Annotated in this window: 14 protein-coding genes; 8 read left to right on the top strand and 6 right to left on the bottom strand. The window is 75.1% G+C overall.

Translation table 11 applies throughout. The features are described from left to right. Nucleotides 1-3 precede the first annotated feature (3 nt). From AC07FV_RS01500 to AC07FV_RS01475, 6 genes are all read left to right on the top strand, one after another. On the top strand, nucleotides 4-1,422 hold the full coding sequence (locus AC07FV_RS01500) for an O-antigen ligase family protein (RefSeq protein WP_479083845.1): 1,419 nt from the start codon (nucleotides 4-6) through the stop codon (nucleotides 1,420-1,422). Further along, nucleotides 1,419-3,221 (top strand): murein biosynthesis integral membrane protein MurJ, encoded by a 1,803-nt coding sequence (murJ, locus tag AC07FV_RS01495; protein WP_479083844.1) that lies wholly within the window; start codon nucleotides 1,419-1,421, stop codon nucleotides 3,219-3,221. Before AC07FV_RS01500 ends, murJ begins: the two co-directional genes overlap by 4 nt. A 55-nt stretch (nucleotides 3,222-3,276) precedes the next feature. After that, on the top strand, nucleotides 3,277-3,966 hold the full coding sequence (locus AC07FV_RS01490; protein WP_479084866.1) for a polysaccharide deacetylase family protein: 690 nt from the start codon (nucleotides 3,277-3,279) through the stop codon (nucleotides 3,964-3,966). A gap of 1 nt (nucleotide 3,967) precedes the next feature. Next, nucleotides 3,968-5,128, top strand: coding sequence for a glycosyltransferase (locus AC07FV_RS01485; RefSeq protein WP_479083842.1), 1,161 nt, complete (start codon nucleotides 3,968-3,970; stop codon nucleotides 5,126-5,128). Beyond that, on the top strand, nucleotides 5,125-5,850 hold the full coding sequence (locus AC07FV_RS01480; RefSeq protein ID WP_479083841.1) for a YveK family protein: 726 nt from the start codon (nucleotides 5,125-5,127) through the stop codon (nucleotides 5,848-5,850). The genes AC07FV_RS01485 and AC07FV_RS01480 overlap by 4 nt, the downstream gene beginning before the upstream one ends. A 71-nt stretch (nucleotides 5,851-5,921) precedes the next feature. Then, entirely contained in the window at nucleotides 5,922-7,031 is a 1,110-nt protein-coding gene (locus AC07FV_RS01475; protein WP_479084865.1) for a GNAT family N-acetyltransferase, read from the top strand. Between the two features lie 25 nt (nucleotides 7,032-7,056). Here the strand turns inward: AC07FV_RS01475 and AC07FV_RS01470 are convergent, their stop codons facing one another. Beyond that, nucleotides 7,057-8,286, bottom strand: coding sequence for a glycoside hydrolase family 26 protein (locus AC07FV_RS01470; protein WP_479083840.1), 1,230 nt, complete (start codon nucleotides 8,284-8,286; stop codon nucleotides 7,057-7,059). 142 nt (nucleotides 8,287-8,428) lie between these two features. Between AC07FV_RS01470 and AC07FV_RS01465 the strand changes: the two genes are divergently transcribed. Next, nucleotides 8,429-9,730 carry a carboxylate--amine ligase gene (locus AC07FV_RS01465; RefSeq protein ID WP_479083839.1) on the top strand — a complete coding sequence of 434 codons (1,302 nt, stop codon included), beginning with the start codon at nucleotides 8,429-8,431 and terminating at the stop codon, nucleotides 9,728-9,730. A 94-nt stretch (nucleotides 9,731-9,824) separates the two neighbouring features. Here the strand turns inward: AC07FV_RS01465 and AC07FV_RS01460 are convergent, their stop codons facing one another. The 3 genes from AC07FV_RS01460 to rdlA form a co-directional block, all read right to left on the bottom strand. After that, complete coding sequence (locus tag AC07FV_RS01460) at nucleotides 9,825-10,601, bottom strand: chaplin (RefSeq protein WP_479083838.1); 777 nt, start codon at nucleotides 10,599-10,601, stop codon at nucleotides 9,825-9,827. A gap of 124 nt (nucleotides 10,602-10,725) precedes the next feature. Continuing rightward, on the bottom strand, nucleotides 10,726-10,953 hold the full coding sequence (gene chpD, locus AC07FV_RS01455; RefSeq protein ID WP_479084864.1) for a chaplin ChpD: 228 nt from the start codon (nucleotides 10,951-10,953) through the stop codon (nucleotides 10,726-10,728). 286 nt (nucleotides 10,954-11,239) lie between these two features. Beyond that, nucleotides 11,240-11,632 (bottom strand): rodlin RdlA, encoded by a 393-nt coding sequence (rdlA, locus tag AC07FV_RS01450; protein ID WP_053131110.1) that lies wholly within the window; start codon nucleotides 11,630-11,632, stop codon nucleotides 11,240-11,242. 260 nt (nucleotides 11,633-11,892) lie between these two features. On the opposite strand from rdlA, the gene rdlB reads away from it, so the two are divergent. After that, nucleotides 11,893-12,285: a rodlin RdlB gene (gene rdlB, locus AC07FV_RS01445; protein WP_384688685.1), complete on the top strand. Its 393-nt coding sequence runs from the start codon at nucleotides 11,893-11,895 to the stop codon at nucleotides 12,283-12,285. An 87-nt stretch (nucleotides 12,286-12,372) separates the two neighbouring features. Here the strand turns inward: rdlB and AC07FV_RS01440 are convergent, their stop codons facing one another. Continuing rightward, nucleotides 12,373-14,301: an AMP-dependent synthetase/ligase gene (locus AC07FV_RS01440; protein WP_479083836.1), complete on the bottom strand. Its 1,929-nt coding sequence runs from the start codon at nucleotides 14,299-14,301 to the stop codon at nucleotides 12,373-12,375. A 125-nt stretch (nucleotides 14,302-14,426) separates the two neighbouring features. Continuing rightward, nucleotides 14,427-15,992: a vWA domain-containing protein gene (locus AC07FV_RS01435; protein ID WP_479083835.1), complete on the bottom strand. Its 1,566-nt coding sequence runs from the start codon at nucleotides 15,990-15,992 to the stop codon at nucleotides 14,427-14,429. Nucleotides 15,993-16,111 lie beyond the last annotated feature (119 nt).

Below are 16,111 nucleotides of genomic sequence, written 5' to 3'. Positions count from 1 at the left end.
CGCGTGAGCAGTCCCGTCCCGCCCCCGTGGTCCGCCGCGCGCGTACGGCGGCTGCCGCCCGTCCTCACCGTGGTCGCCGTCGTCGCGCTGCTCGCCCTGCCGGCCGCCGCGGACGGCGGGGGCGGCGCGCATCCGGCCGACGCGCTCTCCGCGCTGGTGGTGCTGTACGGCGTGCTGCGCCTGGTACGCGGCCGGCGGCGCCCCCTGTCCCGTACGGCGGCGGTGGTGCTGGGCCTGCCGGTGCTGGGGCTCGCCGTCGCCGCCATGGGCGCGGTGTCACCGGGGGCCGGGGTCACCGGCCTCGGCCGCTACCTCCAGGTCTTCGTCCTCGTCCCCGCCGCGGTCCTGCTGCTCGTCCGCGACCGGGGTGACGTACGGCTGCTCGCCCGGTCGGTGGTGGGGCTGGCGCTGTGGCAGGGGGCGGTCGGCGTGCACCAGTACGCCACCGGGACCGGCGCCTCGTACCAGGGCGAGCAGATCCGGGCCGTGGGCACCTTCGGACCGCAGGACGTGATGGGGATGGCGACCGTCGTCTCCCTGGGGCTGGTCTGCGCGGTCGGGCTGGCGCTCGGTCACGCGCCCGCCCGGCAGCGCGCCCTGGCGGCCGGGTGCGCGCTCGCCCTGCTGGTGCCGCTCGCCCTGTCCTTCAGCCGCGGCGCGTGGATCGCCACGGCGGTGACCTGCGCGGCGCAGTTGCTGCTCGCCGGGGTGCGCAGGGCGCTGGCGGTGGGCGCGGTCGCGGTCGCGGCGGGTGTGGTGCTGGTGGGCGGGTTCGGGCTCGGCACGGCGATGCTCCAGGAGCGGGTCGGCAGCATCACGCAGGTCGCGGACGCCCCCGACCAGTCGGTGACCGACCGCTACACGATGTGGGAGGCGGCCGTCGGCATGTGGCGCGAGCGTCCGCTGACCGGCGTGGGTCTCAAGGGCTTCCCGGAACACCGCGACGGCCACGCCTCGCTGGCGCTGTCCTCGGGCAGCGAGACGGACGGCGCCGGCGCCGGTTACCTTCGGCAGCCGCTGCTGTCCCCGCACAACATGTACCTGCTGGTACTGGCGGAGCAGGGGCTGCTCGGGCTGCTCGCGCTCGCGGGGAGCTGGCTGGCGCTCCTCGTCCTGGGGTTGCGCGGACTCCGTGCGGCACGGCGTACGGGGCGGACCGGGACGGACTGCGGGCTGGTCGCCTGCGGTCTGCTCGTGTGGCAGCTGACCGACTTCGCGTACGCCGACATCGGCGGGCCCTCGACCGTGCTGACGGCGGTGTGCTTCGGACTGGCGGCCTGGTGGGCGCTCGGGTCCGGGGCGGGATCGGCAGCGGCGGGAGCCGGCGCGGGACGCGGCGCTGAACCCGGCGTGGAAGCGTGCCCCGGGACCGGGACGGGAGTCCGTGCGCAAGCCGGCTCCGAGGAGGTGCCGGCCCGGTGAAGCCCACCCCGCTGCGCGCCGCGGACGGGGCGTCCGTACCGTCCGCCAGGGTCACCACGCCCACGTCACCGCCCGTATCCACCCCCGCTCCCGCCACCCCGCCCACCCCCGAGCCCCGTTCCTCCCGGAGTTTCCTCGCCCGGGCCGCGCTGCTCACGGCCGTGCTGTCGGTGGCCGGGTCGGTGCTCGGGCTGGCCCGGGACCAGGCGCTGGCCCGGCTGTTCGGGGCCGGCGGGGAGACCGACGCCTTCCTGGTGGCGTGGACGGTCCCGGAGTTCGCGGCGACGCTGCTGATCGAGGACGGTCTGGCCTTCGCGCTGGTCCCGATGTTCAGCCTGGCGCTGGCCCGCCGTGCGCAGGGCGCCCCCGGCGACCCGGTCCGCGCGCTGGTCGCCTCGACCCTGCCCCGCCTGGCGCTGGCCTTCCTCGCCGTCGGCACCCTGGTCGTCCTCACCGCGCCGTTGCTGGTCCGGACCCTGGCCCCGGGTCTGCCCGAGCACGCCCTGGCCGTGGACTGCACCCGGCTCACCGCCACCTGCGTGCTCAGCTTCGGGCTCGCCGGGTACTGCAGCGCGGCCCTGCGGGCGCACCGCCGGTTCCTGGCGCCGGCCGCGATCTACGTCGCCTACAACACCGGCATCATCACCGCGATGTTCGTGCTCGGCGGGCGCTGGGGGGTGCGCTCGGCGGCGGTCGGGGTCGCTGCGGGCGGCTTCCTGATGGTGGCGGCGCAACTGCCGTCGCTGCTGCGCCGGCTGCGGTGCCGGGACGGGGCCGGCACGGCGCGGGAGACCGCGTCCGACCCGGCCCGCCCCCTCGCCCTCGCCCTGTTCACCACCGTCCTGCTCTTCGCCCTGTGCCGCCAGTCCCAGGTCCTCATCGAGCGCTTCCTCGCCTCCGGACTGCCCTCCGGGGCCATCTCGCACCTGAACTACGCGCAGAAGGTGGCCCAGATCCCGATGACGCTGTCGCTGATGCTGTGCACGGTCACCTTCCCGGTGGTGGCCCGGGCGCTGGCCGACGGCGACACCGAACGCGCCCGCGACCGGGTCGAACGGGACGTGGCGCTGGCGGCCTGCCTGGTGCTGCTGGGCGCGGCCACCGTCATCGCCTGCGCACCGCAGATGATCCAACTCCTCTTCCAGCGCGGCGCCTTCACGGCGGCCGACACCGCGGTCACCGCGAACGTCATGCGCGTCTACGCGCTCGGACTGCTCGGCCAGACCGTGGTGGGCGCGCTCGCCCGCTCGTACTTCTCCGCGGGCCGCGCCAGCTGGTACCCGCTGGGCGCGATGGCCGCCGGCATCGCCGCCACCGCGGGCATCGGCGCCGGTGCGGTGGGCCCGTGGGGCGTGACCGGCATCGCCGCCGCCAACGCCGCCGGCATCACCGTCACCGCGGCCCTGCTGCTCGCTGGGATGGGTCCGCGCAGTGTGCCGGTGCGCATCGGGCGCGTCCTGGGCGACCTGGGCAGGGCGGTGCCGGCGGCGGCCGGGGCGACCCTCGCGGGCGCGGCGGTCGCGGCCGGGTTCGACGGGCCCGCCGTGTCCCTCGCCGCCGGTGCGGCGACCGTCGGCGCGGTCTTCGCCGTCCTCGGCCTGGCGCTGGGCGTCCCGGGGGTCGCCGCCGCCCTCAGGTCCCTCGGCCACCCCCGTCTCCGCCGCCACCGCCACCTCCCCCGCCTCCCCCGTCTCCTCCGCCTCCCTCCCCTTCCCCGCTCCGTCTCACGAAGGCTCTCCCATGGCCGCTTCAGCTTCCGCCTCCGTTCCCGCCCCCGTCGGCCCCGTCGGCCCCGTTGACGCCGCCGCGCGCGGCGGGGTCCGCGCCCGCCTGGGCACCGTCCCGTGGGTGGCGATGTACCACTCCGTCGGCGACCGCTCGGCCGATCCGTACGGCATCACGGTCACGCCCGACCGCCTGGACGCGCAGCTCGGCTGGCTGCGGCGGCGCGGCCTGCGCGGCGTACCGGTCGGCGAGTTGCTGGCCGCCCGGGCGCGGGGCGCGGGCCGCGGGCTGGTCGGGCTGACCTTCGACGACGGGTACGCCGACTTCGTCGAGCACGCGCTGCCGTGCCTGCGCCGCTGGGGCTGCGGGGCCACCCTCTTCGTACTGCCGGGACGGCTCGGCGGGGACAACGCCTGGGATCCGCTGGGTCCGCGCAAGCCGCTGCTGACCGCCGACGGCATCCGGCACGCCGCCGCCGAGGGCGTCGAGATCGGCTCGCACGGGCTCACCCACATCGACCTGACCGAGGCGGACGACGCCGCGCTGCGGGCCGAGACCGCCGAGAGCAGAGCACTGCTCGCGGATCTGATCAGTGCTCCGGTCACCGGCTTCTGCTATCCGTACGGCACGGTCGACGCCCGCGCCGTCGAGGCCGTGCGGGCCGCCGGCTACGCGTACGCCTGCGCCATCGACCCCGGCCCGCTGACCGGCCCGCACGCCCTGCCGCGGGTGCACGTCGGACAGAGCGACGGATCGCTGCGACTGCTGCTGAAGACGCGGCTGCACCGCCTGCGCCGCCGCGCCGGCGCGGGGGTCTGAGATGAAGGCACTGCACGTCATCACCGGCCTCGGGGTGGGCGGTGCCGAGCAGCAACTGCGGCTGCTGCTGCGCCACCTCCCCGTCGACTGCGACGTCGTGACGCTCACCAATCCTGGCCCGGTCGCCGAGGGGCTGCGGGCCGACGGCGTACGCGTCGTCCACCTCGGCATGGCCGGCAACCGGGACCTGACCGCGCTGCCCCGCCTGACCCGGTTCGTCCGCCGCGGCGGCTACGACCTCGTGCACACCCACCTCTACCGCGCCTGCCTCTACGGCCGCCTCGCCGCGCGGCTGGCCGGCGTCCGGGCGATCGTGGCCACCGAGCACTCCCTCGGCGACTCCCAGATGGAGGGCCGCCCGCTCACCCCGGGCGTCCGCGCCCTCTACCTGGCCGGGGAGCGGCTGGGTAGCGCCACGGTCGCCGTCTCCCCCACCGTCGCCGAGCGGCTGCGGCGCTGGGGCGTGCCCGCGCCCCGCATCGAGGTCGTCCCGAACGGCATCGACCTGGAGCGGTTCCGCTTCGACCCCGTGGCCCGGCTGCGCACCCGCCGCCGCCTCGGCCTGCCGGAGGGCGCGTACGTCGTCGGCGGCGTCGGCCGACTGGCCCCGGGCAAGCGGTTCGACGTCCTGGTCCGCGCCCTGGCCCGGCTCCCGGACGACTGGTGGCTGCTGCTGGTCGGCGGCGGCCCGGAGGAGCACACGCTGCGCCGCACCGCCCACGAGGCCGGGGTCGCCGACCGCGTCCTGCTCACCGGCGAACGCCCCTGCCTGCCCGACGGTTCCCCGGGCCCCGACCTGCCCGCGCTCACCTCGGCCATGGACGTCCTCGCCTCGCCGTCGGCCGAGGAGGCCTTCGGCCTGGCGGTCGTGGAAGGGCTCGCGTCGGGGCTGCCGGTGCTCCACTCCTCCTGCCCGGCGATCGAGGACCTGCCCCCGGACGCCGCGCCCTCGGCCCGGCACGTCACCGGCGGTGCCGAGGAGTTCGCCCGCGCCCTCGCCCGGGTCCGCGCGGACAGCGGCCCGGGGTCCGGCCCGCGCACCGCGCCGGAGGCCGCCCGCCACTACTGCGTCACGCGCAGCGCCGCCCGCCTGACGGACGTGTACGCGGCCACTCTCACGCACCCGTTGTCCCCGGCACCCCAGGGAGTCAGTTCCAGATGACCGAGCCCCTCACCCAGTCCCCGGCCGAGCCCTGCACCGAGTACGCGAAGCACGCCGCCCGGCCGGACCGGCCCGCCCGCGCCCGCACCCCGCTGGGCCCCGTCCTGCACCGGCTGCGCACCCTGCCGCCCTGGTCCCCGCTCGCGGCCGGCGTCCTCGCCGGCGGCCTGCTCGGCGCCTCCTACGGCCTGGTCACCGCCCCGCAGTACACGGCGACCAGCTACGTCGTCGCCGTCCCCACCGACAAGTCCGACCCGGCGTCCGCGCTGGGCTTCGCGCAGGCCTACGGCCGGGTCGCCACCCAGCTCGCGGTGCTCGGGGACGCCCAGATGTGGGCGGACGTGCCGGTGGCGACGCTCCGCGAGAGCGTGCGCACCGCGACCTCGCCCGACGCGCCGATGGTCTCGGTGGCGGCCACCTCCTCCCGCCCCGGCGAGGCCGCCGACATGGCCAACGCCGTCGCCGGCGCGCTGACCCGGCACGCGGACGCCGCCGCGGACGACACCCACGTGGAGCTGCGCCGGTTCGCGCGTGCCACCGAACCCACCGAGGAGTCCTCGGCCTCCACCGCCGTGACCACGCTGGTCGGCGCGAGCGCGGGCGGACTGCTGGGCGGGCTGGCTCTGCTGGTCCGGCCCCGGCGGTCCGCGCGGGGACCCGGTCGCGCGGGGGCGGCACTCCCCGGCCCCGCCTCGGCGGCCGACGTCCGCGGCCGGCTGTGACGTACCGGGCGACGGGCCCGGCCGCGACCACGACCAGGTCCCGGGCCCCGCACGCTCCGCCGCCCGCCCCGGTGTACACGGCGGAACTGGTCACCGACGAACGCGGCTTCACCGAGCTGGCGGCCGACTGGGGCCGGCTGTACCGCCGGTGCGCCGCCGCTACGCCGTTCCAGAGCCATGCCTGGCTGCACTCGTGGTGGCGCTCCTACGGCACCCCGGGCCGGCTGCGGCTGCTGCTGGCCCGCGAGGGGCGCGAACTGGTCGCCGCCGCGCCGCTGATGCGGGCGGGGGGCCCGGTGCCGGCGCTGGTGCCGCTGGGCGGGGCGATCTCCGACTACGGGGACGTCCTGCTGGACGACGAGCGCGGCCAGGGCGCGGTGGCCGCGCTCACCGGGGCGCTCGGCGCGGCGGCCCGCACGGCGCTGATCGACCTGCGCGAGGTGCGGCCGGGCGCCGCCGCCGAACGCGTCTACGACCACTGGCACGGCCCCCGGCGCCGGGTGCCCGACTCGCCCTGCCTGGAGCTGCCCGCCGTCCCGATGGACGGGCTGGTCTCCCGGCTGCCCTCGGCCAAGGCACAGCAGCGGGTCCGCGCCAAGCTGCGCAGGCTGGACGCGCTGGGGGTGGAGAGCCGCACCGTGTCCGCCGGTGAGGTGGACGCGGCCCTGCACCGGCTGCTGGAGCTGCACCTGCTGCAGTGGCAGGGCCGGAGGGTGACCGGCGAGCACCTGCGGACGCGGTTCCGCGAGCACCTGGTGCGGGCGGTGGGGCCGATGGTGCGTGCGGGGGACGCGGTGGTCACCGAGTTCCGGATGGACGGCGAGGTGGTGGCCGTGGACGTGACGCTGCTGTCCCGGCGGCTGGCCGGCGGCTATCTGTACGGCGCCCATCCCCGGCTGCGGGAGCGGAAGGCGGACGTGGCGGTGATGCTGCTGGCCGCGTGCGCCGAGCACGCCCGCGCCCCGGGGCGCTCCACGCTGAGCCTGCTGCGCGGGGACGAGCCGTACAAGCACCACTGGCGTCCGGAGCGGGTGGGCAACCAGCGGCTGCTGCTCGCCCGCCGGCGCACGGCCCCGCTGCTGGCGGCCGCCCTCGGCGACGTCGCCGCGCGCCGGCGGGGCAAGGAACTGCTGCACCGGTGGCGGGAGCAGAGGGTGGGCGACGGTGGCGGCAGGACCTGACCGGCCCCGCCGCCACCGCGAGCCGCTATCGGTTGCGCGAGAACCAGTCGAGGCGCATGCAGAGCTTTCCGCCAAGCCAGTACTCGACCCAGTCGCCCAGCTCCAGCGGCGAGCAGCCGGACTGCGGCCGGGGCGCGGTGGGCGGCACCGCGGGCACGGGCGGTGCGGTGGGCGCGGTGGGCGCGGTCGGCTCCGGGGTGCTCGGCGCCGGCTCGTCGGTGCGGCCGAAGAGCACGGACCGGTACACCTCGGTCGCCCGGGGATTGTCGTCGCACTGCCACACGCCGTGCGGGCAGTAGTCGGTGAGCGTGTTGTAGACGGGCCGGTGCTCGTCCATCCAGGCGAGCATGCGCCGCATGTACTCGGCGTTGTCGCCGTTGCGGAACAGCCCCCACTCGGGATACGAGATGGGCTTCCCGTGGGCCTTGGCGAAGTCCACGTGCGCCTGGAGCCCGAAGGGTTCGGTCACCTGCTCGTCGAACGCCATGCCCCGCGGCTGGTCGTAGGAGTCCATGCCGATGATGTCGACGGTGTCGTCCCCGGGATAGCACTGCGTCCACGGCACCGCGTCCCGGCCGCGGCTGGGCGTGAAGTCGAACCGGAACTTCTGGCCCGGCACGGCACGCATGGTGGTGACGATCCTGTTCCAGTACGTCTTCCAGGCCTCCGGGTCCGGCCCGCACCGGTGGGTGTAGGTGATGCCGTTCATCTCCCAGCCGAGGACGAGGACGGTGTCCGGCACGTTCAGTTCGACCAGCCGTTCGGCGAGGGCCCTGAAGTGGTGGTCGAAGTGCCCGGCGGCTCCCCTGCGGAGCAGCGCCCGTACCTCGTCGTCGTCGACGCCCTCCTCGTTGCGCTCCATCATGGGCACGTTGAGGACGAGCGTCCGGTCGGCCTTGCGGGTGCGCCAGTCGGCCCACACGTCGAGGAAGCCGGGGGCGCCCTCGATGTTGCTCCAGCGGTCGCCGGGCAGGTAGGTGTGGCCGACGCGCAGTTCGGCGTCGCCCAGCCACCGGCTCAGCTCGGCCATCCTGGCCACGCCGCGCGGACCGTAGTCCAGGTACGCGCCGAACGCGGGGGCGGCGGCGGGCGCCGGGACGGGGACCGCGGGCGCCGGTGCGGGCGGGGCGGGCGCGGGCGGCACCGGGTCGCCGACGGCGACCCCCGGGCACGCGGTCAGGAACACCGCCGCCGCGAGCACCGCGACCACACGCACCGGCCGTGCGGACCGGGTCCATGACTGCCGTACGGCCATGTCCGGCTCCTTTCCTCGCTCTGAGTCCCCGTCTACTGACACTCAGTCATATGAAATGCCATCACGCCACCGCCGTTACGGCTTTCGAGTGCGCCGATCGCCCGCACCGGTGAGCCGAACCGAAGAACGAAGGAAAAAGCCCGTGCCGTTGTTCGACACCCGAGTCCCCGCCGTTCTGCTGCGGACCGACCGCAATCCCTTCCACCACGGAACGCTGGGTGCGGTGCGTTCCCTCGGCCGCGCGGGCGTGGACGTGCACGTGGTCGCCGACTGCTCCCGCAGCCCGGTCCGCGCCTCCCGCTACGTGAGCGGGCTGCACACTCCCCCGCCGCCCGGCGCGTCGTGCGACGACATCGCCGCGGCGCTGCGCCGCGTCGCCGCGCGCGTCGCGCGGCCCGCCGTACTGATCCCGATGGACGACGCGTGCGCCGTCGCGGTGGCGCGGATGCGGACGGAGCTGGCGCCCGTGTACCTGCTGCCGGAGCTGCCCGGCGGGCTGTCCGAGCGGGTGGCCGACAAGGCGGAGCTGGCCGGTGTGTGCGCCTCCCTGGACCTGCCGCACCCCGAGACCCTGGTCCCGGAGGGCGAGGCGGAGGCCGCCCGCGCCGTCTGGCGGCTGGGGCTGCCGGTGGTGGCGAAATGGAGCCGGCCCTGGCTCCTGCCCCCGGGCGGCGGGCTGCGCAGCACCGTGCTGGTGCGTTCGGCGCAGGAGGCGCGGGAACTGTACCGGCGGGCCGAGGAGGCGGGCAGCCGGCTGCTGCTCCAGGCGTTCCTGGCGCCGGGGCCCGACCGCGACTGGTTCTTCCACGGGTACGCCGACCGCTCGGGCACGGTCCGGGCGGGCGGTCCGGGCCGCAAGACCCGCGCCAGGCCGCGCGGCGCCGGTCTGACGGCGGTCGGCCGCTGGACGCCGAACCCGCGGGTGCAGGCGCTCGCCGAGCGGGTCACCGGGGAGCTGGGCTACCGGGGCATCTTCGACCTGGACTTCCGCCGCTGCGGCAGCACGGGCCGCTACCACCTGCTCGACTTCAACCCGCGCCCCGGCGCCCAGTTCCGGCTGTTCACCGACACCGCGGGCCTCGACGTCGTACGCGCCCTGCACCTGGACCTGACCCACCGCGCGCTGCCGGAGGGGGCGCCGCGGCCCGGGCGGACCTTCGTGGTGGAGAACTACGCGCCGCTGAGCGCCCTGCGTCCGGCTCCCGAGGGACGCGAGCTGGCCTGGCACGCCCCCGACGACCGCGCCCCGGGCCGGGCCCTGTGGGCCCTGTGGGGACGGCACGCGAGCGGCCGGCTGCTGGACCGCGTGCGCCGGCGGGAGCGCCGCCCGGCCGCGGGGCCCGCGCCCGCGGCCCGTGTCGTACGGCAGGCTTCCGCGCCGGGTCCCACCGAGCGCACCGGCCGTTCGGACCGTCCGGACGACGAGCGGGCGGGCAGCCGCTGACCCGCCCGCCCGCCGCCCGGGGGGGGCGGGCAGCGCGACGCCCCCGGCGGACCGCAGGGGTCGGCCGGGGGCGTCGGGCGGCGGAGCGCCGGGGTCAGCGGCGGGCCGCCACCCGGCTGCGGCGGTAGAGGATCGCGCCACCGGCGATCAGTGCCGCACCGGCGGCCGCGGCGGCCGGCGCGCCCTCGCTGCCGGTCTCCGCGAGCACGGGCGGCTTCTCCGTCTGCGGGGCGGGCGGCTCCTCCTCACTGGGGGGCGGGGGAGGCTCCTCCTCGCCGGCCGGCGGCGGCGGCTTCTCCTCACCGGGCGGCGGCGGCTCCTCGTCGGTCGGCGGCGTGGTGGGAGGCGGCGGCTCCTCCTCGCCGTAGCCCGGGGGCTCCTCCTGCGCCTGGTCGCAGGAGTTGCCGAAGACCGGGTTCAGCGCGGCGATGACGTCGACGGTGTTGCCGCAGAGGTTCAGCGGCACGTCGACCGGCACCTGCGCGTTGTTCCCGGAGCCGACGCCGGGTGAGCCCACGGCCTCACCGCTCGCATGGGATCCGGACGGCACCCGGACGTCCTCGCCGGGGCCGGTGCCGTACCCGGTGTCCTGGCCGGTGCCGTGGCCGGGACCGCCGGTCGGCTCGTCCGAGCTGTTCTCGCACTCGTTGCCGAACGCCGGGTTGAGGGCGGCGATGACGTCGACGGTGTTGCCGCAGGCGTTCACCGGTACGTCGAGGGGGACCTGGACGGCGTTGCCGGACGCGACGCCGGGCGAGTTCGTGGCGGTCGCGTCCGCATGCGAGTCGGCAAGGGCGGGGCTGCCGCACAGGGACAGGATGCCTGTCGCGGCGGCTGCCGCGACCATCCCCCTGCTCAGGGTCTGTCGCACTCTCGTTGTCTTCCTGCTGGTAGAGATGGCTGGAGAACGGGCTGCAGAAAGGGGAGAAGCCGGCCCCGAACCAAACGAGTTGGCCGGGGCCGGCCGTGACGCAGCCGGTCGGTACGGAACGACGTCAGTCGTTCTCGCACTCGTTGCCGAACGCCGGGTTCAGCAGACCAACAACGTTGATGGTGTTGCCGCACACGTTGATGGGAACGTGCACGGGGACCTGGATCACGTTGCCGGACAGGACACCCGGGGAGCCGACAGCGGCACCCTCGGCGCCCGCGTCGGCGAAGGCCGGGGCGGCCATGCCGAGGGCCATGATCGCGCCCGCGACGACAGCAGCGCTCTTCTTCATGAACTTTCCCTTCTCTGCGGTCATGCCTGAATGACGGCCGAAACCGCGCGAGCACAGCATTGACGGCTCGCACCATGACCTGCAGCCTGCAAACGAGGAATTGACGGCCGGGGAAACTACCGAACGCGGGAACCCGAGATATTCACTCGAATGCCCTACGGTCCGTTACGGCCGTACCCCCAGGAGAGCGACGACGCCGTTCCGCTCGCCCGGCGAAAAACCGGCCCGTACGACCGGGCGGCCCGCGGAGAGGTCAGCGGGCCGCCCGGACCGAGCGGGATGAGGCTCAGCCCTCGCCGTTGGCCGACAGCACCGACAGGTCCTCGAGGACGTGCGAGATCGCACCGTCCCGCTTGGCCTGCGTGGAGTTGTCGTCGCACTGCTGGTTCAGGTCGTCCGCCAGGACGTTGACGTCCTGGATCGGGACGAGGTTGATGACGGCGACGTTGATGTCCTCGAGGCCGACGCACGGCTTGTTCAGCGTGCCCTCGACCAGCGAGAGCTGAGGGCTCATGTCGCCGTCGGTCGCCGAGTTGCCGAACGACGACGAGGCGCCGTTGCCGTTGGCCACGGCCGGCCCGTTGTCGTCCCCGATGGCAAGCGCCTGGGGCGCGGCAGCAGCGGACATGCCGATCACAGAAGCGGCAGCCGCCGCGGCGACCATTGCCTTCTTGAGCACTTCGCGTTCCTTTCGTCGTAGCGACGCACTGTCCTACGGCCTCATCAACCCGGTGCGGAGTGATTGGTTGCGGGCGTTCACCCGGTTGGCCCGCACGGGATCTCAAAAGCCCTGGAAAAGCCGTCGGAATGCCGGGCGGCCCGTGGATACGTACACATTTCCCGTTGTCGGCCGACGGAGTGAACGGGAGAAACCCGACTGCACCCACGGAGTTGACCAGAGGGCTCCGGTGGACGGGGTTTCTCAGAAAGGACTGGCCAGTGATCAAGAAGGTTGTTGCCTACGCGGCGATCGCCGCCTCCGTCATGGGGGCCTCCGCTGCCGCGGCCCCGCAGGCGATGGCGATCGGCGACGACAGCGGCCCCGTCTCCGCGAACGGGAACGGCGCCTCGCAGTACTTCGGCAACTCGGCGACCCACGGCAACATGAGTCCGCAGATGGCGCTCATCCAGGGCTCCTTCAACAAGCCCTGCCTCGCCGTCAGCGACGTGCCGGTCAGCGTCATCGGCCTCGTCCCGATCCAGGACCTCAACGTCCTGGGCGACGACATGAACCAGCAGTGCTCCGAGAACTCCACGCAGGCCAAGCGTGACGGCGCGCTGGCGCACCTCCTGGAGGACGTCTCGATCCTGTCCTCCAACGGCGAGGGCTGACAACGGCGAGGGGCGGGCCGCCGGGTGCACCGGCGGTCCGCCCCTTTCGCATGCCGTCGGCCGGGCCGCGTCCCGTCGCCGCCCGGGTCAGCGGCCCGGCGTGGCGTACAGCGCCTCGATCTCGTCGGCGTACGCGGCGGCCGCCGCGTGCCGCTTCACCTTGAGGGAGGGGGTCAGCAACCCGTTCTCCTCGGTGAACTCGCCCTCGACGAGGCGGAAGGCCCGGATCGACTCGGCCCGGGAGACGGCCGCGTTGGCGTGGTCGACGGCCCTCTGCACGTCGGCCCGCATCCGCTCGTCCCGGACGACCTCGGACATCGGGGTGTCGGCGGGCAGCCCCCTGACCGACAGCCAGTGGGCGACGGCGTCGGGTTCGAGGGTGATCAGGGCGGCGACGAAGGGGCGGTTGTCGCCGACCACGAGGCACTGGGCGACGGGCGGGCGGCTGCGCAGCCGGTCCTCCAGAACGGCCGGTGAGACGTTCTTGCCGCCGGAGGTGACCAGGATGTCCTTCTTGCGGCCGGTGATGGTCAGGTAGCCGTCGGCGTCCAGGGAGCCGAGGTCGCCGGTGGCGAACCAGCCGTCGGTCAGGACGGCGTCGGTGGCCGCCGGGTTGTTCCGGTAGGCGCCGAAGACGATGCCGCCCTTGACGAGCACCTCGCCGTCGTCGGCGATGCGCACGGACGTGCCGGGGACGGGCGGGCCGACGGTGCCGGGGCGGGGGCCGAGCGGCGGGACGATGGTGGCGGCGGCGGTGGTCTCGGTCAGGCCGTAGCCCTCGTAGACCATGATTCCGGCGGCGTAGAAGAACAGGTTCAGGTCGCGTTCGAGCGGGGAGCCGCCGCTGATGGCGTAGCGCATCCGGCCGCCGAGCTCCGCGCGGACCCGGCGGTAGACCAGCAGGTCGTACAGGGCCCAGCCGGCCCGCAGGGCGGGGCCGGGCCCCTTGCCGCGGCCCAGGAACCGCTCCAGGTGCGCCGCGCCGAAGCGGACGGCGAGGCTGTGGGCGCGCTCGAAGGAGGCGCCGCGGCCGATCTTCTCGGCGGTGGCGCGGCCCGTGTCGTGGATCTTCTCGAAGAGGTACGGGACGCCGACCAGGAAGGTCGGGCGGAAGGACTTCAGTGCCGGGCGGAGTTCGTCGGGTTTGATGCTCGGGAAGTGGCCGACCTCGATGCGGGCCAGCAGGCAGGCGATCTGGATCGTGCGGCCGAGGATGTGGGCGAGGGGCAGGAAGAGGAGGGTCGAGGCGGTCTGGCCGGTGACCTCCTTGAAGATCGGGTGCAGCAGCTCGACCGTGTTGGCGGCCTCGGCGTGCAGGTTGGCGTGGGTGAGGACGCAGCCCTTGGGCCGTCCGGTGGTGCCGGAGGTGTAGCAGACGGTGGCCACCGTGTCCGGGGTGAGGGCGGTGCGGCGCTTGGTGACCTCCTCGTCGCTCACGTCCCGGCCGAGGGCGGTGAGGTCGGCGAGTGCGCCTGCGTCCAGTTCGAAGGTGCGCGGGTGTACGGGGTGGGAGGCCGTGGCCGCCGCGACGGTGGCGGTGTGGGCGGCGGTCTCGGTGACGACGTGGGCGGCGCCGGAGTCGCGGACGATCCACTCGACCTGGTCGGCGGAGGAGGTGGGGTAGACGGGGACGGTCTGGCCGCCCGCCGTCCAGACGGCGAAGTCCAGGACCGTCCACTCGTAGCGGGTGCGGGACATGACGGCGACCCGGCCGCCGGGCTCCAGGCCGGCGGCGATCAGGCCCTTGGCCACGGCGGTCACCTCGCGGGCGAACTCCGCGGCGGTGACGGGTCGCCAGACGCCGTTCACCTCGCGGCGCAGGACCACCGCGCCCGGGGCCTCGGAGGCGTTGGTGAAGGGGATGTCGGCGGTGCTGCCCGTGGTGGGGCGGGGGGCGAGGGGCGCGGTACGGGCCTCGCGGACGGTGCCGCTCTCGTCCCTGACCGTCTCGGTCGTCGTGCGGGACGTCAGGCCGCCGCGCTTCCTCGCCCGTTTCAGGTCCCTGTGTACGCCCATGTCGGCTCCCGGTCGCGGATCGGACGGAGGTGCTGTCGTGCCGTGCTCGTGCCACTTGCCCACTCGTACTTACTCAGGAGTAAACTTACTGGAGCGTAAGGAAGAGTCAACCCGGGCGCGGCGTGTCAGGTCGTCAGGCGGTCCGCCGTCGCGATCGCCTCGGCCAGTCGCCGGACGTCCTCGTCCTCGGTGCGGTCGGCCAGGGTCCCGGCGCGCTCGGCGAGCCGGCCGAGGCCCGGGGCGCCCGGCAGGGAGCCGTGCCGGTCGTCGCCGTAGGAGCGCAGCGCGTCGGCGAAGTACGCGGCGGTCGCCGTGACGCGCAGGCCCCGGTCCGCCTCCCAGACGGAGTCGTCGAGGCCGCCGGTCCCCATGCCGGCGGACTCCTCGTGCGGGGCCCGGGTGCGCGGGTCGAGCCAGCGGACGGTGGCCGTAGCGAGCCGGCCGTCGGCGCCGGGCCGGACGCGGACGGCGTACAGGGCGGTGACGGTGTGGCCGGGGCCGACCTCGCCGCCGTCGACGCGGTCGTCGCGGAAGTCGTCGTCGGCGACCGCGCGGTTGTCGTAGCCGACGAGGCGGAACTCGGCGACCGCCTCGGGGTCGAAGGCGACCTGGGCCTTGGCGTCGCGGGCGGTCAGGTCGATGTGGCGGGGCAGTTGCTCGCAGAACACCTCGCGGGCGTCCTCGGTGTCCGACACGTACGTGGTGTGGCCGTCGCCCTCGTCGGCGAGGCGCTCCATCAGGGCGTCGCCGTAGTCGCTGCCCACGCCGACGCCGAACAGGGTGACGCCGTGCTCGCGGCGGGCCTCCGCGATGCGTTCGAGGAGGGCGTCCGCGTCGGTCTCGCCGGTGTTGGCGAGGGCGTCGGAGACGAGGACGACGCGGTTGGTGGCGCCCGCGCGGCGGCCCTCGACGGCCGTGGCGTAGCCGGTGCCGATACCCGCGCCGAGGTTGGTGGAGTCGGTCGGCTCCAGGCTGTCGACGGCGTCGTGGACGCGGCCGCGGTGGTCGCCGAGCCGGGTCATGGGCAGCACGGTCTCGGCCTCGTCGCTGAAGGTGACGAGCGCGACCGAGTCGTCGTCGCGCAGCCGGTCGGTCATCGTGCCGAGAGACTCCTTGGCCAGGTCGAGGCGGCCGGGCTCGGCCATGGAGCCGGAGACGTCGATGACGAACGTGAGGGCGGCGGGCGGGCGTTCGCCCTCCTGTCCGGCGCTCCGCGTGGCCAGCCCCACCCGGACCAGCGACCAGTCCTCCTCGCCGGTGCGGGCGCCGTCCACGGTCACCGAGAAGCCGTCGGCGCCGGGGCGGTCGTAGTCCTGGCGGAAGCTGTTGACGAACTCCTCGGGGCGGACGGTCGACGGGTCGGGCAGCCGGCCCTCGGAGAGGGTGCGTCGGGCGTACCCGTAGGACGCGGTGTCGACGTCGAGGGCGAAGGTGGAGAGGTGGTCGGGGGCGGTGTCGCGCGCCCCGCCCGTCGCCGGTGGGGTGCCGCCTCCGTCGGGGTGCCGTCCGTCCTCGCCGCGGGGGCGGTCGGGCGCGGGGAGCGGGGCCGCACCTCCCCGGGAGTCGGCCGCGGTGTCCTTCGCTCCCCGCGCCGCGTCGTCGTCGCCCTGGCAGCCGGTGAGCAGCAGGCCGCCCGCCGCCGTGAGCGCGAGCAGCGCGCCGATCGGCCTCCGTGTCCGGTACCGCTTCATCTTCCGTGCCCCCTGGTTCCGTTGACGCCGGTGTACGTGACGGTGACGGCGCGGCGGGGCGGAACGTGCGGCACGGGGCGTCACGGGTTCGTCTCGAAAGGGGTGCGGCGGCGGGCGGC

The sequence above is a fragment of the Streptomyces sp. NPDC045956 genome (genome assembly GCF_056430705.1).
This window is presented reverse-complemented; position numbering and strand designations above follow the sequence as displayed.